16 protein-coding genes and 1 pseudogene are annotated in these 18,588 nt (G+C 60.8%); 7 read left to right on the top strand and 10 right to left on the bottom strand.

The annotated features are described in order from the left end of the window. Positions 1-73: 73 nt before the first annotated feature. Positions 74-1,420, bottom strand: a pseudogene (locus tag ACWGXF_RS23715) (ABC transporter ATP-binding protein); the annotation flags it as partial. Between the two features lie 243 nt (positions 1,421-1,663). Here ACWGXF_RS23715 and ACWGXF_RS23710 point away from each other — a divergent pair. Next, entirely contained in the window at positions 1,664-2,305 is a 642-nt protein-coding gene (locus ACWGXF_RS23710) for a TetR/AcrR family transcriptional regulator (RefSeq protein ID WP_054074590.1), read from the top strand. A gap of 67 nt (positions 2,306-2,372) precedes the next feature. On the opposite strand, the gene ACWGXF_RS23705 is transcribed toward ACWGXF_RS23710, so the two are convergent. Beyond that, positions 2,373-3,140, bottom strand: a complete 768-nt coding sequence (locus ACWGXF_RS23705; protein ID WP_452102554.1) for an MSMEG_1061 family FMN-dependent PPOX-type flavoprotein — start codon at positions 3,138-3,140, stop codon at positions 2,373-2,375. Here ACWGXF_RS23705 and ACWGXF_RS23700 point away from each other — a divergent pair. Next, positions 3,139-3,936, top strand: a complete 798-nt coding sequence (locus tag ACWGXF_RS23700) for an AraC family transcriptional regulator (RefSeq protein ID WP_054074589.1) — start codon at positions 3,139-3,141, stop codon at positions 3,934-3,936. The two genes, ACWGXF_RS23705 and ACWGXF_RS23700, sit on opposite strands and share 2 nt — an antisense overlap. Positions 3,937-4,177: 241 nt before the next feature. On the opposite strand, the gene ACWGXF_RS23695 is transcribed toward ACWGXF_RS23700, so the two are convergent. Both ACWGXF_RS23695 and xdhC read right to left on the bottom strand, forming a co-directional pair. Next, complete coding sequence (locus ACWGXF_RS23695; RefSeq protein WP_202788822.1) at positions 4,178-5,494, bottom strand: urate hydroxylase PuuD; 1,317 nt, start codon at positions 5,492-5,494, stop codon at positions 4,178-4,180. A 292-nt stretch (positions 5,495-5,786) separates the two neighbouring features. Further along, positions 5,787-6,617, bottom strand: a complete 831-nt coding sequence (xdhC, locus tag ACWGXF_RS23690) for a xanthine dehydrogenase accessory protein XdhC (protein ID WP_256631152.1) — start codon at positions 6,615-6,617, stop codon at positions 5,787-5,789. 265 nt (positions 6,618-6,882) lie between these two features. Between xdhC and ACWGXF_RS23685 the strand changes: the two genes are divergently transcribed. Beyond that, complete coding sequence (locus ACWGXF_RS23685; protein WP_012839511.1) at positions 6,883-7,293, top strand: energy transducer TonB; 411 nt, start codon at positions 6,883-6,885, stop codon at positions 7,291-7,293. Positions 7,294-7,378: 85 nt separating this feature from the next. On the opposite strand, the gene ACWGXF_RS23680 is transcribed toward ACWGXF_RS23685, so the two are convergent. Then, positions 7,379-7,963 (bottom strand): BPSL1445 family SYLF domain-containing lipoprotein, encoded by a 585-nt coding sequence (locus ACWGXF_RS23680; RefSeq protein WP_039048395.1) that lies wholly within the window; start codon positions 7,961-7,963, stop codon positions 7,379-7,381. A gap of 326 nt (positions 7,964-8,289) precedes the next feature. On the opposite strand from ACWGXF_RS23680, the gene ACWGXF_RS23675 reads away from it, so the two are divergent. Beyond that, on the top strand, positions 8,290-8,679 hold the full coding sequence (locus ACWGXF_RS23675) for a DoxX family protein (protein ID WP_003073280.1): 390 nt from the start codon (positions 8,290-8,292) through the stop codon (positions 8,677-8,679). A gap of 135 nt (positions 8,680-8,814) precedes the next feature. Here ACWGXF_RS23675 and uraH read toward each other — a convergent pair whose 3' ends face one another. Beyond that, entirely contained in the window at positions 8,815-9,165 is a 351-nt protein-coding gene (gene uraH / locus ACWGXF_RS23670; protein ID WP_003070903.1) for a hydroxyisourate hydrolase, read from the bottom strand. Between the two features lie 303 nt (positions 9,166-9,468). On the opposite strand from uraH, the gene ggt reads away from it, so the two are divergent. After that, positions 9,469-11,298: a gamma-glutamyltransferase gene (ggt, locus tag ACWGXF_RS23665; protein WP_256631153.1), complete on the top strand. Its 1,830-nt coding sequence runs from the start codon at positions 9,469-9,471 to the stop codon at positions 11,296-11,298. A gap of 97 nt (positions 11,299-11,395) precedes the next feature. Here ggt and glxR read toward each other — a convergent pair whose 3' ends face one another. From glxR to gcl, 3 genes are all read right to left on the bottom strand, one after another. Next, positions 11,396-12,307, bottom strand: a complete 912-nt coding sequence (gene glxR / locus ACWGXF_RS23660; RefSeq protein ID WP_003063991.1) for a 2-hydroxy-3-oxopropionate reductase — start codon at positions 12,305-12,307, stop codon at positions 11,396-11,398. An 84-nt stretch (positions 12,308-12,391) separates the two neighbouring features. Further along, positions 12,392-13,195 carry a hydroxypyruvate isomerase gene (hyi, locus tag ACWGXF_RS23655; protein ID WP_039048398.1) on the bottom strand — a complete coding sequence of 268 codons (804 nt, stop codon included), beginning with the start codon at positions 13,193-13,195 and terminating at the stop codon, positions 12,392-12,394. A gap of 149 nt (positions 13,196-13,344) precedes the next feature. Then, entirely contained in the window at positions 13,345-15,135 is a 1,791-nt protein-coding gene (gcl, locus tag ACWGXF_RS23650; protein WP_012839516.1) for a glyoxylate carboligase, read from the bottom strand. Positions 15,136-15,244: 109 nt separating this feature from the next. On the opposite strand from gcl, the gene ACWGXF_RS23645 reads away from it, so the two are divergent. Continuing rightward, positions 15,245-16,162 carry a LysR family transcriptional regulator gene (locus ACWGXF_RS23645; RefSeq protein ID WP_003052436.1) on the top strand — a complete coding sequence of 306 codons (918 nt, stop codon included), beginning with the start codon at positions 15,245-15,247 and terminating at the stop codon, positions 16,160-16,162. A gap of 144 nt (positions 16,163-16,306) precedes the next feature. On the opposite strand, the gene ACWGXF_RS23640 is transcribed toward ACWGXF_RS23645, so the two are convergent. Then, the gene (locus tag ACWGXF_RS23640) at positions 16,307-17,659 is read right to left on the bottom strand and encodes a glycerate kinase type-2 family protein (RefSeq protein WP_256631155.1); all 1,353 of its coding nucleotides are present in this window, start codon (positions 17,657-17,659) and stop codon (positions 16,307-16,309) included. A gap of 212 nt (positions 17,660-17,871) precedes the next feature. Here ACWGXF_RS23640 and ACWGXF_RS23635 point away from each other — a divergent pair, with 212 nt between their 5' ends. Beyond that, the gene (locus ACWGXF_RS23635; RefSeq protein ID WP_019043607.1) at positions 17,872-18,549 is read left to right on the top strand and encodes a GntR family transcriptional regulator; all 678 of its coding nucleotides are present in this window, start codon (positions 17,872-17,874) and stop codon (positions 18,547-18,549) included. Positions 18,550-18,588 lie beyond the last annotated feature (39 nt).

The raw sequence follows: 18,588 nt of genomic DNA, 5'->3' as shown, positions 1-18,588 counted from the left end.
AGGGTTAATGCGTGGGTCAGATTGAGATGGAAAAACCGGGGGCTAGTGGGTCACTTCTGGGTGGAAATCAACACTCGCCCACCACGGAGTCGTAGCCACGCGGCAACGCCAGAATGCGATCGTGGATGTGGGCTGCGCGGGCTGCGGCCTCGATTTCCTCAATAGTGGCCGATGGACGGGCCAGCGCAATGTTCTCGCGCACACTGGCGTGAATCAGCTGCACTTCCTGCAGCACAAAGCCAATGCGTTGATACAGGGTTGTGCTGGTGATCTGCCGCAAATCGACTCCACCCAGAGTGATGCGCCCTTGTGCGGGATCGAAAAACCGCAACAGCAAACGTGCCAGCGTGGATTTTCCGGAACCCGAAGGGCCGACCACGGCCGTGACGGTGCCGGGCTGCATGTCAAAGCTGATGCCGGACAGCACCTGATGCTCTGCCGCATACGCATAACCCACCTGCTCGAAACGCACGGCATTGCCTTCAGGATGCGATGGCTGCCCCGGCGTCGGTTGCGGCAGCACCGGAGTGTCCAGCAATGCCAGCACGCGCTGGGCCGCACCGGTTGCACCCTGCAGGTCATGCAGCAAGGTATGCAAAAGCAAAAGCGGCGCACAAATACCGGGCGCGACGAGTGCGAACGGCAATACATCAAGAGGCTGCATCCAGCCCATGGCAACAGACGCAGCGCCAGAAGCCAGCACCACACCGAGGACGGTCACAGGCGCAATCAATGCATGCGCACGCGCCATGGAGATCACCAGCGGGCGAGTGAAATCCGTAAAGGCACTGGCAAATCCATCCACGGCATCTCTGTAACCTGCGTGGACCGGGCTCGCTCCACCAAAGGCCTTGATGACCGGAATCCCCCCCGCAAACTCCACCGTAGCGCTGTTGATCCGCCCCAGTCGCGCAACGAACTCCTGCATGTGCGCATTGCTGGCTTTCATTGCGCGCTTGAGAAAAACGAAGAATCCAGGAAATGGCAGCAGCGCAAAGATCGCCATGCGCCAATCCAGCACAAACAGATACATCACTGCAATCACGATCGCCCCGGCCGCACGCCCCACGGCGGTATAGAAATGCGCAGTCAGACTGTGCAGCGTCGCGACATCGTCCTGCAGCGCCTGCTTGACCTCTCCTGAGGCGCGGGCAGTAAACCAGCCCAAAGGCACTTGCGACAGCCGCTTGATTACAGCAAGGCGCAGATCGTAAGTGAGGCGGTTGTCTGCCAGGTGCGCGATCAGCTCGGCGACGATCACCAAACCCATGCCCACGAACATGCACAGCACTCCGACAGCGATGCTGCCCCATATGCCATCCAAGTCATCGAGCAAGGCTTGCCTGACGATATGCGCGATGACCGCCAGTGGCACCAGCGTGAACATGGTGCCAACCGCAGCGCTCAGACCAGCAAGCATCAAGCGCCCGCGAACAGGCGCGAATATCCGGGCGATCGGCTGCGCGGGTCTGGCAGCAACTGCAAGCGATTCAGAGGTAGACATTCGATATGGAAGAAGGCTATCTCTCACAAGGATGCGAACGAGAAGCTTTACGAGAATTAGTTGCATGATAATAAACTAATTCAAAACGATTCAAGCAATAGGTCTACGACAAGTGATGTGAATCACCGACAATCTCGCCCAGAGACTGAGAACCAGCGTATGCCCCACACACCCAAGCCCTCGACTCGTGGGAGACCACGCTCCATCACCAGAGAGAAAATTGCAGACGCCGGAATTGCCATCGGCCTTCCTGACATTACGTTCGTCGGCGTTGCCGCAGCACTGGGCGTCAGCCACATGGCGCTCTACAAGCATGTGCCAAGCCTGGAAGCACTCAAACACCTGATTGCAGAGGAAATCTTCAAGCGCTGGGAGTTGCCGCAGGCAACAAGCCCTCAGCAGATCGGGCTGGAGGAATACCTCATGGGGTTCACTGCGTCCACACGACAGTTCGTAAAAGCGCACCCCGGCGTCACTCCCTTCGTGATTCGCCGCCTGGCGGCCACACCGGCCATGCTGGAGAAGATCAGCGCCCATCAGGCCCATATTGCACAGGCCTACGGCATCACCAAGGAACAATCACGCTGGCTGCTCTCCACCGTGACCTTCTTTTGCATCTCTGCGGCCGACACGGTGTATGCCGCAGCCCGCCTGGAGCCGCTTGACGAAGCGGACGGGCAACTGCAAGAGGCAGAGATGGAGGCAGAACTGATTGAGGGAACTCAAGCCTTGATAGCAGGAGCCCTGGGACTACTCGAAAGCAGGCCAGACCCCAAGATCGGCGCTCGCATCAACAAGTAATTCGAGTCCTGCGAAACCGCAGGGCATGCGGCAGAGATGGGCAGAAATAGAGCGAAGCTGTGAGCGCTCAGTAAAGCTCGGTTCTTACGGCACTTGAGTAGCGCTCATTTGCGTGAACGATCTGCTCTGATGTGAATTGAGCATCACCCTGCAATTGGGCCAGGCCAGCCATCACGTCTCCGACTGTAGGCAGATGATTGGGGTCCAGATGACTCTCGTCGCGCCACAACCGGGCGCGATTGATGGCTCGTCCACAGTGGAACAACACTTCATCGATCCGAATCACTGTTGCAGTTTTTGGCACCTTGATCCCTTCTCGCAACTCTTGCATCAGGTCACCATCGGAAGAAACTCGACCGCGTCCATTGATTCGCAAAAAGGTTTCCAGACCAGGGAAGAGAAACAGCATCGCCAACCGGTCGTCATCCTGAAGATTGCGCAAGGAGGCAATGCGATTGTTGCCGGGCCAGTCCGCAAAAACCAAGGTGCGTGCATCCAGTACCCGTACGAAACCGGGAGGACCTCCGCGTGGCGATGCATCCAAGCTATTCCCATCTCCCGTGGCAAGACAGAAAAACGTCGCTTTTGCCAAATACGCCTTGTGGAAATCCATCAAATGATCGAGAACCGCTTTTTGAATTCGCTCCGTTGGGCGCGCGTACAGCCGATTCAGATCAACCGCATCTGACCGACTGCTCTTGTGCAATCCTTGATCCGCCGAGTCTTTTGATGAAGGCACGTGAAACTCCTGTGTTTGAGGAAAGTTGCAAGCGTAGGCCCAGGCGATATGGCGGCTGTAGAATTTATCGGCCATTAGATAACTCAAATCCGCCATGCCTAATCTCATGCATCTGTTGGGCTCCTATATGGACTCCCCTGACGGGCCCAGTGTTGTAGCGGCCACTCGAATGCTGGAGAGTGAACTCTCTTCCGAGATGCATCAGCATGCACGCGGTCAATTGTTTGGTTCAATCAAAGGCTTGATCTCGGTGCAGGTCGATGGCGGTCTCTGGGTGGTGCCGGCCATACATGCCGTTTGGCTTCCTCCCCATCATGCTCACGCGGGGCGCTCCTTCGGCCCCTACCATGGCTGGAGCGCCTATGTGGCAGAAGCCGCATGCGCCAATTTGCCGGCACAGCCCTGCATCATCAGGGTATCGGGCCTGCTGCGCGAAGCGGTGCTGCGTATTGCCAGCTCCATGCCGCAAGCCTCCGATCAATCGAGTCAAGCACAGTCACATATATGCGCTGTGGTTCTGGACGAGATCAGAAGCCTGCCGGTTGAGGAGTTTGGCCTGCCCATACCAGCAGATGCTCGTCTGCAGCGTATCGCCAAAGCGTTGATAGCCAATCCGGCCGACGAGCGCAACATCGATGACTGGGCAAGTTTCGGAGCCATCAGCTCGCGCACTCTCAGTCGCAGGTTTGTCAGCGAGACAGGCTTTAATTTCACTGCCTGGCGCCAGCGCGTACGCCTATTGCGATCACTTGAGATGCTTGCCGAAGGCATAAGCATTACAGCCATTGCACTGGATCTCGGCTATGCCAGTATCAGCGCTTACATCAGCCTGTTTCGCCGGACCTTCGGTGAAACGCCGGCATGTTATCGATCACGCTTGAAAGCCGTTTAGCAGGGATCAGTTGAGTCCTCAGGCCAAGGCAGACTTCACACTTTCATTTGCTGCAGTCGTCTTGTTCAACACCGCATCGCCGAAGCTTGAGTGTTGAATCTCAATAAAAAAAGCGCTCACAAGGAGCGCTTTTTTACGAGGAGAAGGAGTCTAGGCTTTGCTGACGCAACCTAGCTCCACAGAAAGCCGCATGGATACCAGATCGCTGCCTACGACTTCAATTGCCCCGAACAGCTGATGGTCAGTTCACGGCAGCGCCGGACTCGTACCAGGTCTTGATCAGGTTGCGTTCGTCATCCGACAGAGCCGCAGGGTTGCCAAAAGGCATCTTCTTCAGCTGCACCACCTGTTGGTAGATCTGCTGGGCGTGCGATTTCACCGCTTCGGGGGAGTCCAGACGGACAGCCTTTTGCTGGATGGCCGTGCCGTGGCACACCACGCAGTGCTGCTGGAAGATCGCATTGACCTTGGCAAAGCCTTCTCCGCCAGCGGCTGCGGGAGCAGCAGCAGGTGACGCGGCTTCGGCTGCAGGAGTTGCGACTTCAGTTGCAGGGGCCGCGGGAGTTGCAGCCTGCCCAGCTGCGGGTGCCGCTGGAGCAGCCGCTACCGGAGCAGTTGCAGCCACAGGAGCAGGCTTGAGCCAGACAAACACAGCCAGCAGAGCAGCTACGCCGACAGCAGCGTAAGGCCATGGGTGGCTGTTGCGACCCAGCTTGTAGCCGTGGCGCATCACGAAGAACTGGCGAATGGCAGCACCGGCAAACATCATGCCGATCAGCACCAGCCAGTTCAGCTTGTGGCTGTACAACCAGCCATAGTGATTGGACAGCATGGCGAACAGCACGGGCAGCGTGAAATAGGTGTTGTGCACGCTGCGCTGCTTGGCACGTTGGCCGTGACGTGGGTCCACAGGCTCACCAGCCTTGAGCGAAGCCACCACCTTGCGCTGGCCAGGGATGATCCAGAAGAACACGTTGGCGCTCATGGACGTCGCGATCATCGCGCCCATCAGCAGGAAGGCTGCCTGGCCGGGGAAGATGTGGCAGGCCAGGTAGGCTGCGATACACACCAGCACCAGAACCATGGCACCGACGGTGGCGTCGCCATTCTTCTTCTGGCCGAAAGTGCGGCAGATGAAGTCATACAGCAGCCAGAAGACCACCAGGAAGCCCAGAGCCGAAGCCACGGCAGCGCCGGTGCTCATGGCATTGGGGTCGCCGGGAGTGACCAGATAGATGTTGGCGTTCCAGAGGTAGGAGACCGTCAGCAGGGCAAAACCGGACAACCACGTGGTATAGCTTTCCCAGTAGAACCAGTGCAGGTGATCCGGCATCTTGGGAGGAGACACATTGAACTTGACGGGGTGGTAGAAACCGCCACCGTGCACAGCCCAGAGTTCGCCGTTAACGCCCTGCTTCTTCAGGTCGTCATCCACGGGCGGCGTCAAGCTGCTGTCCAGGAACACAAAGTAGAAGGAGGAACCGACCCAGGCGATCGCGGTAATGACGTGGAGCCACCGCAACAGCAGGCCGGCCCAGTCGAGAATGTAGCTTTCCATAGCTCTCAACCTTGGCAGCGTGGGGCTGCCGAACAACCTGCTCACCACTGCGGGCGCTCTGAGCAGAAGAAAAGGCCGCGCTCCCGGACGTTACACACGGGGCACCGCTGCGACCATTCTGTCGACCGAAAGTGTATGCAATTTTTGCTGCCGCAACTCTCAAATCAGGGATAAACCACCCTAGAGATTTCCCTAATACAAGAGCGATACGCAAGGATCGGGCCTGATTTTTAGGGCAGGTAACAGCATGTTTGCGGCCACACGCACCAGATCAGGTGCATTCATTGCACCATCAGCTCGCAGACAAGCGCTGCAGAAGCTGTGCCGCCACCGCCACAGCGATCACCTCGGGCTCCTTGCCGGTAATGCCAGGCACGCCGATCGGGCAGGTGATGTGAGCCAACTCTGCATCGCTGAACCCTCGCCTGCGCAAGCGGCTGCTGAAACTGGCCCATTTGGTCTTGCTGCCAATCAACCCCACAAAAGGCAGATCTCCTCGCTCGCGCTGGCGCAGCAGGCATTGCGCCACCACCTCCAGGTCTTCGGCATGGCTGAAGCTCATGATGAGCACCTGCGACTGCGGCGGCAACTCTGCCACCGCGGCCTGCACCGGATCGGAATGCTCGCACTGCACCCCTATCTGCTCCTCCACGGGAAAGACTGCATCACGGCTGTCCACCCAGATCACGCGGTACGGCAAGCTGCGCAAAATGCGCACCAGCGCATGCCCCACATGGCCCGCGCCGAACAAGGCCACACATTGCGACGGTTCGGGCATCAAGGCCCGCAGACGTTGAGCATCGCGGGCGTCAAACCATGCAAAGTGCAGCTCCAGCGCACCGCCGCAACATTGCCCCAGACTGGGGCCAAGCGCATACCGCTGGACATGCTCGCGCAAGGCTGCGGGGTCTGCGTCCCACTGCGCCAGCAGCTGGCGCGCCTGGGCAATGGCCTGCCATTCCAGATGACCGCCGCCGATCGTCCCCATCACCTCATCGGCGAACACCGCCATCCAGGCCCCCTCCTCGCGGGGCACGGAGCCACGAGTGGCCTGTACCTGCACCCAGCACAGCGGCTGCTGCGCCAGACGGTTCAAGATTCCTTGCTGTGTTTCGCTCCACATGACTGAACGCCGATTGCTTTGATGACCGATGTTCATGCATTTTGCGAGTCACAATAGACAGACAAGCGTATGAGCACATTAATCGGATGCATATCCGGACCGGATTTGACGAGTCGTTGCAGATTTTTCACGAGGAGGTGTCAGAATTGTGCCCCCGGGCCGCTGCCTCCATCCATTTGCGGCTACGCTTGGCGTCATGTCTGAAACCCACGACCCCACCCGCGCCACAACAGCCCGCCGCCCCCTGAACTGGCTGCGGACCGGGATGATGGCTGCCGTTGCAGCGGTGCTGACCGCCTGTCAGATCGCACCTCAAAGCCCATCCATCGGCACAACGCCTGCCGACAAGGCCAGCCCCGGCTATCGCAAGCAGGCTGCCCAGCATCTGTATGAACGCAACTCCGGCCGCATCTACCAGGGCATGCTGCCGCCTATGCTGTATGCGATCGGCGTGCTGCAGGTTCAGCTCGACGGCCAGGGCCGCGTGAAAAACCTGCATTGGATGCGCAAGCCAGGTCATGCCCCCGAAGTGGTGGCCGAGATCGAGCGAGCCGTGCGCTCCGCAGCCCCCTTCCCAGCCCCGGGTCGCAGCGTGACCTATACCGACACCTGGCTGTGGGACAAGTCGGGACGCTTCCAGCTCGACACCTTGACCGAAGGTCAGCTGGGCGAGTAAAAGCTCACAGCGATGCAGCGAGCCGCATCGGACAATAAAAAACCGGCCAAGGCCGGTTTTTTTGTTGCAACAAGCCAGGCGAGGCTTATTCGACCACTTTGGTGATCTTCGTGCCCTGCAGCGATACGCCGGCCTCCAGGCCCGCGTTGGTCAGCACATAGCTGGTGACCGGAGCCTGGGCAGTCGTGGTGTCCACGCTGCCATTGGCACCGATCTTGCCTGCTGCCACGGTGGCATCAGCCCCCACGGACCAGCCGTCGCTCTTGAGGAACTTGTCCAGCGCTTCCTGTGTGTTGAACACATAGATCACAGCCTTGGACTGACCACCAGCTTGCCATCCGATAGAGGCCGCTGTCGTGCTGTAGAAGCCACGGTTGTGACCGCCCACGCGCAGCACGCCGCGGCCATGCTCCACCCCGACCACAAAGCTGCCGCCAATCACCGACGGGAAGATCAGCACACCCTTGGCGCGTTGCACCATTTCCTTGGATCCTGGTGCGGTCTGGTACAGGCGCTCCAGAGCTGCATTGGCACGGGTATTGACCGTTGTGGAATCGGCACGGGGAGCCGATGCCGTGTCAGGCTTGGTCGTGGTGCAGGCCGTCATGGTCAAGGCACCGGCAGCCAGTGCAGCAGCCATCGCAACAGAACGCAGAGAAATTTGACGCATACCTATATCCTTTCATGGGATGAATGTGTAGACACATTTCAGAGGTAGAAGGTCCTGCAGTCCGACATTGAGTCGCTTTTGCACATCCCCCCGATGCAAAGCTGTCAGAAACAGGGTTGGCACGATGCTAGTGCGCAGCGTTGCCGATAAAACTCAGCGGTTACAGCTTGCGCCATTGGCCTACAGAAGGCAAGAGCAGTTGTCGAAAAAGACCTACAACATGAACACAAGACAACACTTGGCCTCATCCATAGGCAATCAGACGAATTGTCTGAAACAGGCGCTAGCATTGTTGATATAAGCATCGCGCGGACGACTGGAAATTCATGAAGTTCTGGAATTACTTTCACCACCCCAAAGCAGCTCTGGTTGTGCTGCGTGTCACCCTGGCCCTGCTCATGCTGCTGCACGGCTGGGCCAAGATTCGTTATGGCATAGGCAGCATAGAGGCGAAGATCGAGAGTCTGGGTGCACCGGGATTTCTGGCCTATGCGGTCTATCTGGGCGAAGTGGTCGCGCCCTTGCTGTTGCTGGTGGGCCTGTGGGTGGTACCCGCCGCACTGGTGATTGCGGTGAATATGGTGGTGGCATTTGCGCTGATGCACACCCGGCAGATTCTGATGCTCAACAGCACTGGCGGCTGGGCGCTGGAGCTGCAGGCCTTTTATTTCGTGAGCGCCCTGGTCGTGGCCATGGCTTATTCCAAGGGCAAATAAGTCCTTAAAAACAAGAGCGGCTTGCGCCTGTCATATCTTGGTTTCAATGCCTTTTAATGCTGAAACCAAGAAATGACGTGCGCAAGCCGCTCTTGTTTTTGCCATGTCTCCCGCTTCGAGAGACTCACGTCCCGCTCAGGAGCCGCGATAAGTGGAGTAGCTCCAGGGGCTGACCAGCAAAGGCACGTGGTAGTGCTGCTCCACATTGGCCACGCCGAAGTCCAGGCTCACCTTGTTCAGAAAGCTGGGCTCGGGCAGTTGCACGCCACGGGCCTTGAAGTAGGCCGCAACGTCAAAGGTCAGGCGGTAGGTGCCGACCTTGAGCGTGTTGTTGTCGAACAGCGGCGCATCGGTGCGGCCGTCATGATTGAGCACCAGGCTCTTGATCAGCGTGGCCTTGTCGCCTTCAGTGGAAAACAGTTCGACAGCCATGCCTGCGGCGGGGCAGCCATTCATGGTGTCGAGAACGTGGGTACTCAGGCCCATGGAAATCTCCTCACAGGCAGTTTGCCACTGCCCTTGGTTGTATCAAACACACGACTTACGCAAAACGGGTTCAGGCAGACCGTTGTTGCATTCCTGTTTGCGTAAGCCCTGAAACATCTATGCCATCACAAAGTCTGCTCGCGCATGAGCGCAGCGCTTTGATCGTTAAAGTGTATACAGTTTCTGTACTCCATCAAAGGCTTTTCTGCCTTGACTTTCAGGCACATAGCCAGCTCTGCCCGGTTGGCTTCTTTTCAGCCTCTATACACTGGCCCGATTCATCAAGCGAACAGGAGACAACGCATGCAATTGCGCACCACCGCCCTGGCAGCCAGCCTGCTCATCGCTCTGGCCGGCCTGAGCGCCTGCAGCAGCACGGCCACGCCAGAGCCCGCCCGCAACGAACGCGCGGCCATCCGTAACGATGCCACTGCTCAGGCTGCAGCGCCTGCCGTCACCCAGACCGCCGCCGCCCAGGCAGCCGCTGCTGCCTATGACTTCGAGCTGGATGTCTTTCACCCCGTCATCGCCAAGAACGGCATGGTGGCCTCGGAGCAGGAGCTGGCCACGCAGATCGGCGTGGATATTCTCAAGGCGGGCGGCAATGCCGTCGATGCCGCCGTGGCCGTGGGTTTTGCGCTGGCCGTGGCCTTGCCCAATGCCGGCAATATCGGCGGCGGCGGCTTCATGATGGTGCACGACGCCAGGAGCGGCAAGGACATTGCACTGGACTTCCGCGAAGTGGCACCCAGGGGCGCGTCACGCAATATGTATCTGGATGCCGCCGGCAAGGTCATCGACGGCAAATCGCTCTACACCCATTACGCCGTAGGCGTGCCCGGCACCGTGGCCGGCATGACGCATGCGCTCTCGCGCTGGGGCAGCATGCCGCTGGCCAGGGTCATGGCTCCCGCGATTGCGCTGGCGGACAAGGGCTATCCTGTCAGCGTCACCCTGGCCAAGACCCTGGAGCAGGAAAAAAAGAATATGGGCCGCTGGCCCGCCACCCAGTCCGTTTTCTGGAGGAACGGCGCTCCGCTGCAAAGCGGCGAGAGGCTGGTGCAAAAGGATCTGGCGCAGTCCCTGCGCCTGATCAGCCAGCAAGGTGCCAAGGCCTTCTACGAGGGCGCGATCGCGCAGAAGATCGTGGCGGAGATGGCGCCGCACGCCAATGCCCTCAGCCTGCAGGACCTGCGCGACTACAAGGTGGCCGAGCGCGAGCCCGTGCGCGGCAGCTACCGCGGCTACCAGATCGTGACCATGCCTCCGCCCTCTTCGGGCGGCGCGCACCTGATTCAGATCCTGAACATGATGGAGCGCTGGCCCATGAATCAATGGGGTGCCGACAGCGCACAAAGCGTGCACTACATGACCGAGGCCATGAAGCTCGCCTATGCCGACCGCTCCGAGTATCTGGGCGACCCGGACTTCGTGAAGATTCCGCTCAAGGGGCTGATCTCCAAGAGCTATGCGAGCGAGCTGGCCGCAAGCATAAAACCCCAGCAGGCCAGGCCCGGCAAGGACATCCGGCCCGGCAGGCCCCAGCCTTATGAAAGCGACCAGACCACCCATTACTCCGTGGTGGACAAGGCCGGCAACGCGGTGGCCGTGACCTATACGCTGAACACCAATTTCGGCAGCGGCATCGTCGCCAGGGGCACGGGGATTTTGCTCAACAACGAGATGGACGACTTCTCGGCCAAGCCCGGCGTGGCCAATGCCTATGGTCTGGTGGGCGGCGACGCGAATGCCGTGCAGGCCGGCAAGCGGCCGCTGTCATCCATGACACCGACCCTGGTACTCAAGGACGGCAAGCCGGTCCTCGTCACCGGCAGTCCGGGCGGAGCGCGCATCATCACCACGGTGCTGCAGCAGATCGTCAATCACATCGACTTCGGCATGAACCCGGCCGAGGCTGCGGCCACGCCGCGCTTTCATCACCAGTGGACGCCTGACGAGCTGCGCGTTGAAAAAGGCTTCAGCCCCGATACGCTGGCCCTGCTCAGGCAATGGGGCCACAAGGTGGCACTGAAGGCATCCATGGGCCGCACTCAGACCATCGAGATCCGAGACGGCCTGCTGCGCGGCGCTTCGGATCCGCGCAACCCCGACGGAAAAACCATGGGGTACTGACGCTGAATAAAAAAAGCCGCGCTCCCCCGAGCGCGGCTTTTACTTGAGGCGGCTGCTGGCCGTACGCATGGCCAGTGGCCGCCCTCCCCACCTCTCTTTATTCAGCCTTCTGACCGATTTCGAAGTTGGCCTGGATTTCCAGGGCACGCACCATGCCCGAGTGATCCCAGGCAGCGCCGCCGTGGGCCACGCAGCTGTTGAACAGCTCTTGTGCCTGAGCGGTGTTGGGCAGGGACACGCCCAGCTGACGAGCGCTGGACAGGGCCAGGTTCAGGTCCTTCTGGTGCAGGGCAATGCGGAAGCCAGGGTCGAAGGTGCGCTTGATCATGCGTTCGGCATGCACTTCCAGGATCTTGGAAGAGGCAAAACCGCCCAGCAGGGCTTCACGCACACGTGCTGGATCGGCACCGGCGCGCGATGCAAACAGCAGGGCTTCGGCCACGGCTTCGATGTTCAGAGCCACGATGATCTGGTTGGCCACCTTGGCGGTCTGGCCGTCGCCGTTGCCGCCCACCAGGGTGATGTTCTTGCCCATCTTGTCGAACAGGGGCTTGACGCGCTCGAAGGCTGCATCGGGGCCGCCGACCATGATGGACAGGGTGCCGTTCTTGGCCCCGACTTCGCCGCCGGAGACGGGAGCGTCCAGGTACTGGGCACCAGCGGCTTCGATGCGCTTGGCGAAGTCCTTGGTGGCCACGGGCGAGATGGAGGACATGTCGACCACGATCTTGCCGGAGCTGCCCTTCAGACCGGCTGCCACGCCGTCTTCACCGAACAGCACCTTCTCCACGTCGGGAGTGTCGGGCACCATGATGAAGATGATGTCGGCGCGCTCGGCCACACCGCGAGCAGTGGTGCACTGGGTGGCGCTGGTTTCTGCGATGTTGGCAGGCACCTTGCCCACGGTGTTGACGAACAGCTGGTGGCCGGCCGCAATCAGGTGGCCGCACATGGGCGCGCCCATGATGCCCAGACCGATAAAGCCCAGCTTGAGAGACGATGCGTTCATGGTTGTACTCCTCAGTTTTCTTGATACTCAAATTCGATGGCCGATGGCGCTTTGCGAGCAGGCGCCACAGGCCTTTTCATCCATTCAGGCAGCCACTGCGACCTTGTTCCAGCCGCCGATCTTCTGCAGCCAGCCCAGGCCGGACTCGGTGCCGTTGGCGGGCTTGTATTCGCAACCGATCCAGCCGTCGTAGCCGATGCGATCCAGGTGAGCGAACAGGAAGGGGTAGTTGATCTCGCCGGTGCCGGGTTCGTTGCGACCGGGGTTGTCGGCCAACTGGATGTGACCGATGCGGCCCAGCTGCTTTTGCATGGTGGCAGCCAGCTCGCCTTCCACGCGCTGGGCGTGGTAGATGTCGTACTGCACAAAGGCGTTGGGCGCACCCACTTCGTCCAGGATGGACAGGGCTTCATCCGTGCGGTTCAGGTAGAAGCCAGGGATGTCGAAGGGGTTGATCGGCTCGATCAGCAGGCGGATGTTGGCGGCGCTCAGGGCGGCGGCAGCAAAACGCAGGTTTTCCACGAAAGTGCGGCGCACCACGGCAGCGTCAACACCGGCAGGAACCTTGCCGGCCAGGCAGTTGAGCTGGGGCACACCCAGGGCGTGGGCATAGGTCACGGCCTTGGCCACGCCGGCGCGGAACTCGTCCACGCGCGTGGGGTCGCAGGCAATGCCGCGCTCGCCCGCGTCCCAGTCGCCGGCGGGCAGGTTGTGCAGAACAATCTTCAGGCCGGTGGCGTCGAGGCGCTCCTTGATCTCTTCCACGGTATGGGCGTAGGGGAAGAGAAACTCCACGGCTTCAAAGCCTGCGTTTGCGGCACGCTCAAAACGCTCGAGGAAAGGCACCTCGGTGAACAACATGCTCAGGTTGGCTGCAAAACGGGGCATGATAAAAGTCTCCGGTAATCGTTAATAGTTGCAGGCGCTAGACGCCAAGCAAGGGCCTAAGCCGGCCGCGCCCCCCCAGCGAAGGCGTCGCCCCCCTCCCGCGCAGAGAGAGGGGGAAGCGGCGGAGCCGCTCAGGGGGAGTTTTCCTATCAGTCCAGCAGGGCCAGTGCGCTGGGCGCGTCGGCCTTTTCGGTCGCCAGGTCTTCGAACTCGACCACGTTGTCGATTTCGGCGCCCATGGAGATGTTGGTCACACGCTCCAGGATGCACTCGATCACCACAGGGGTCTTGTGCTCGGCCATCCAGGCTTCGGCCTGCTGCATGGCGGGGGCAAAGTCTTCGGCGCGATGAACGCGGATCGCCTTGCAACCCAGGCCTTCAACGACCTTAACATGGTCAACACCGTAGCCACGGGTCGCATCACCCTCATCCATGTTGATATTGTCGAACGCCAATTGCACGCAATAGTCGATCGAGAAAGCGCGCTGTGCCTGACGGATCAGACCCAGATAGCTGTTGTTCACCAGCACGTGAACATAGGGCAGCTTGAACTGCGCGCCCACGGCCAGCTCTTCGATCATGAACTGGAAATCGTAGTCGCCGGACAGGGCCACGATCTTGCGCTGGGGGTCGGCCACGCGCACGCCCAGAGCGGCGGGAGTGGTCCAGCCCAGAGGACCGGCCTGGCCGCAGTTGATCCAGTTGCGGGGCTTGTACACGTGCAGGAACTGGGCACCGGCGATCTGCGACAGACCGATGGTGGACACATAGGTGGTGTCGCGGTCCAGGGTGCGGTTCATGCACTGGTAGACGCGCTGGGGCTTCATCGGCACGTTGTCGAAGTTGGTCTTGCGCAGGTACTCGACGCTGTTCTTGCGACCCTGGCACTCGGCCACCCAGGCCTTGCGGCACTTGAGCTTGCCGGCAGCCTTCCACTCCTTGGCGACGGCAACGAATTGCTCCAGAGCCGCCTTGGCGTCGGAGACGATGCCGTAGTCAGGCGCGAACACGCGGCCGATCTGGGTGGGCTCGATGTCCACGTGGATGAACTTGCGGCCCTTGGTGTAGACCTCGACCGAGCCGGTGTGGCGGTTGGCCCAGCGGTTGCCGATACCGAACACGAAGTCCGAAGCCAGCATGTTGGCGTTGCCGTAGCGGTGGCTGGTCTGCAGACCGCACATGCCGACCATCAGGGGGTGATCGTCAGGGACGGTGCCCCAGCCCATCAGGGTGGGGATCACGGGCACGTTCAGGATCTCGGCCAGCTCGACCATCAGATCGGAAGCATCGGCGTTGATCACACCGCCACCGGAGACCAGCAGGGGACGCTCGGATTCGTTGAGCATCTCGATGGCCTTCTCGGCCTGCTTGCGCGAAGCTGCTGGCTTGTAGGCAGGCAGGGGCTCGTAGGTGTCGATGTCGAATTCGATCTCGGCCAGCTGCACGTCGATGGGCAGATCGATCAGCACGGGGCCGGGGCGGCCGGAGCGCATCAGGTGGAAAGCCTGCTGGAAGGCGCGGGGCACCTGGGCGGGTTCCAGCACGGTGGTGGCCCACTTGGTCACGGGCTTGGCGATGGAGGCGATGTCCACGGCCTGGAAGTCTTCCTTGTGCAGACGCGAGCGAGGTGCCTGACCGGTAATGCACAGGATTGGAATGGAGTCGGCGCTGGCCGAGTACAGACCGGTGATCATGTCGGTGCCGGCGGGGCCGCTAGTGCCGATGCAGACGCCGATATTGCCGGCCACCGCACGGGTGTAGCCTTCGGCCATGTGGCTGGCGCCTTCGACGTGACGGGCCAGAATGTGACCGATGCCGCCGTGGTTCTTCATTGCAGCGTACAGCGGGTTGATGGCCGCACCGGGCACACCAAACGTCACGGTTACACCTTCTTTTTCGAGCACCAGGACTGCGGCGTCGATTGCTTTCATTTTGGCCATGAGGGTCTCCTAAAAACTTGGTTGAACTTTAGTCAAGACCTTTGCTTGCTGGAAGCCGCTCTCAGACCATAAAATTTATTCCACCCAAGAATAAATAGGAGACAAATCCATGGACAGACTCGACGCGATGCACATGTTTGTGCGCGTGGTGGAGACCGGCAGTTTCACCAAGGTCGCACAGGAATTCGCCACCACCCAGCCCACTGTGACCAAGCAGGTCGCGGCCATGGAGGCGCGCCTCAAGGTGCGCCTGCTCAACCGCAACACACGCGGCGTGAGCCTGACCGAAGCCGGTGCGCTGTACTACGAAAAATGCAAGATCATCGTCAGCGACGTGGCCGAGGCGGAGAACGTGGTCAAGGTACGCCAGACCCAGGTTCAGGGTCAGTTGCGCATCGGCAGCTCGGTAGCCTTCGGGCGCCGTGTACTCATTCCGCTGGCCATGGATTTCATGAAGCACAACCCGCAGGTGCAGGTTGATCTGAGCTTCGAGGACCGTTACACCGATCTGGTGGCCAACGGCATCGATGTGGCGCTGCGCCTGGGCAAGCTGGCCGACTCTTCACTGGGCGCACGCATGCTGGGCGTCAATCCCTGGGTGCTGGTGGCCTCCAACACCTATCTGCGCAAACACGGCACGCCGCGCCGCCCCTCGGACCTCAAGGAGCATTCCACGCTGATCTACAGCAGCGTGCAGGGCAACGATATCTGGCGTCTGCGCAATGCCAGCGGCGAGCCGGTGTCGATTCCCGTCACCGGGCGGCTGCGCTCCAACAATCTCTCGGCCCTGCTGGCCGCTGCCCGCTCGCACATGGGCATTGCGGCCCTGCCGCGCTACGTGGCCCAGGACTCGCTCAAGGATGGTCGCGTGGTGGAAGTGCTCAAGACCTGCCGCCTGCCCGAGCAGGAAATCCACGCCGTCTACCCCTCGCCGCGCCTGGTGCCGCAGAAGGTGCAGTCCTTCATCGCCTTTTTGCAGGGCAAGTTCGACGATGCCTGGTGGGAGGATCTGCCGCGCGGCGGGTGATTGCATATTGATTCTGCAAAAGAATCAATCCCTGCCAGGCGCTATCGAAAAAAAAGCAGCTACCACCCTGTGATAGGCAATTTCAGTATTAATAGAGCCTGAAATCCTTGATGATCAGGCGCAAGCTGCTATCGATACAGCGGATCAGAGCACCAGGATGGCGCGGAAGTCGTTGACATTGGTGTGCGTGGGGCCGGTGATCACCAGATCGCCCAGTGCCGAGAAATAGCCATAGGCATCGTTGCGGTCCAGGTGATCGCTGATGCGCAGATTCAGCTCTGCCGCGCGCTTGAGCGTGCAGGGCGAGACACGGGCTCCCGCGTTGTCCTCGACACCGTCGATACCATCGGTGTCCGCCGCCAGCGCCCAGACCTTTTCCTGACCCTGCAGGGCCTGGGCCAGACCCAGGCAGAACTCGCCGGCACGCCCGCCGCGCCCCTTGGCTGCACCGGGTTGGCGCGGGCGGATGGTCACCGTGGTCTCGCCACCCGAGAGAATCACGCAGGGCCTGGCAAAAGGCTGGTCATGCCTGGCCACGGCACGCGCCAGCGCCGCATGGACCTTGCCCACCTCGCGCGACTCGCCCTCCATCTCGTCGGACAGCACATGCACGGCAATGCCGGCCACGCGGGCGGCAGCCGCGGCCGCTTCCAGCGACTGCTGGGGCGTGGCAATCAGATGCACCTCATGGCCTTCGAAGCGGACATCGCCGGGCTTGGGCGTCTCCAGCTCGCCGGCTTGCAGCGCAGCGCGCACGGATTCGGGAACACCGATCTGGTAGCGGTTCAGGATGGCCAGTGCGTCGGCACAGGTCGAGGCGTCCGGCACCGTGGGTCCGCTGGCAATCACCGAAGGATCGTCGCCGGGCACATCGCTGATGGTCAGCGTCACCACCTTGGCGGGATGGCAGGCCGCAGCCAGCCGGCCGCCCTTGATGCGCGAGAGATGCTTGCGCACGCAGTTCATCTCGCCAATCGCCGCGCCGCTCTCCAGCAGCGCCTTGTTGATGCGCTGCTTCTCGGCCAGGTCGATGCCTTCGGCGGGCAGCGTCAGCAGGGAGGAGCCACCGCCGGAAATGAGGCAGATCACCAGATCGTCGGCCGTCAGGCCCTCGGTCAGCGCCAGAATGCGCTCGGCCGCAGCCAGACCGGCCGCGTCCGGCACGGGGTGGGCGGCTTCCACCACCTCCAGGCGCTGGGCCAGCCCTTCGGGGCGTGGGGGAATATGTGCATAGCGCGTCACCACCAGGCCCGACAGTGGCGCATCCTGCGGCCACAGAGCTTCCAGCGCCTGCGCCATGGAGCCACCGGCCTTGCCGGCGCCCAGCACCAGCGTGCGGCCCTTGGGCGGCTTGGGCAGATGACGCGCCAGACCCTCGATGGGCAGGGCATTGCGCACTGCCACGTCATACAGATGACGCAGAAAGCCAGCCGGGTCTTGCTGGGGAACAGGCGTTGCCGCGGCCTGCGCGCGCGAGGATGTATTCTGTGCTTGCATAGCTGCGCATTGTGCATTCGGGCTTTTTTCCCTTACAGAGGGCCCCCAGTCACAACACTGCTGATCTTTGCAATACCAATGTTGCAAGCCCTTGCTCCCATTGGGTTTGCGCGCTTGCGCACAGCTTTCTGCGCCTGAACATCGATACAAACACCATGTTTGGTGAACAGAAACTGTATACAAAACTTGTCTTCAACCGCTATGATGGATTTATGGAAACTTCCACCACCAGTTTCATTGTCGAAAGCCTGACCAAGGCCATCGTCGAGCATCGCCTGATGCCCGGCACCAAGCTGGCCGAGCAAAAGCTGGCCGACCACTTTGGAGTTTCCCGCACCCTGGTGCGCCAGGCCCTGTTCCAGCTTTCGCAAAACCGTCTCATCCGGCTCGAGCCCGCCCGCGGCGCCTTTGTGGCCACGCCTTCGGTGGACGAGGCGCGCCAGGTCTTTGCCGTGCGTCGCATGCTCGAAGCCGAGATGGTGCGCAGCTTTGTCAAGCAAAGCAGCGCTGCCAAGATTCGCGCCCTCAAGCAGCATGTGGCTGCCGAGAAGAAGGCCATGGAAGCCAATGACGTGGGCCAGCGCACCGAGCTGCTGGGCGACTTCCATGTGCGCATGGCCGAGCTCATGGGCAACGAGGTGCTGGCTCAGTTGCTGGGCGAGCTGATTTCCCGCTGCGCATTGATCACCCTGATGTACCAGTCTGCATCGGCGGCCGAGCATTCGCACGAAGAACATGCTGACATCGTGACCGCACTGGCTGCGGGCGATGCCGAACATGCGGTGCAGCTGATGCAGTTGCACCTGGACCACGTGGAAGCAGGCCTGACCTTCGACCGCGATTTGCCAACGAACGATTTGTCGATGGCACTTTCATCCGTATCCCTATGACTTACGATTCCACCGCCTCCTACCCACGCGACCTGATTG

This window comes from Comamonas sp. HJ-2 (genome assembly GCF_053615495.1).
Note: the sequence above shows the minus strand (reverse complement) of the source record. Positions and strands in the feature narration are given on the sequence as shown.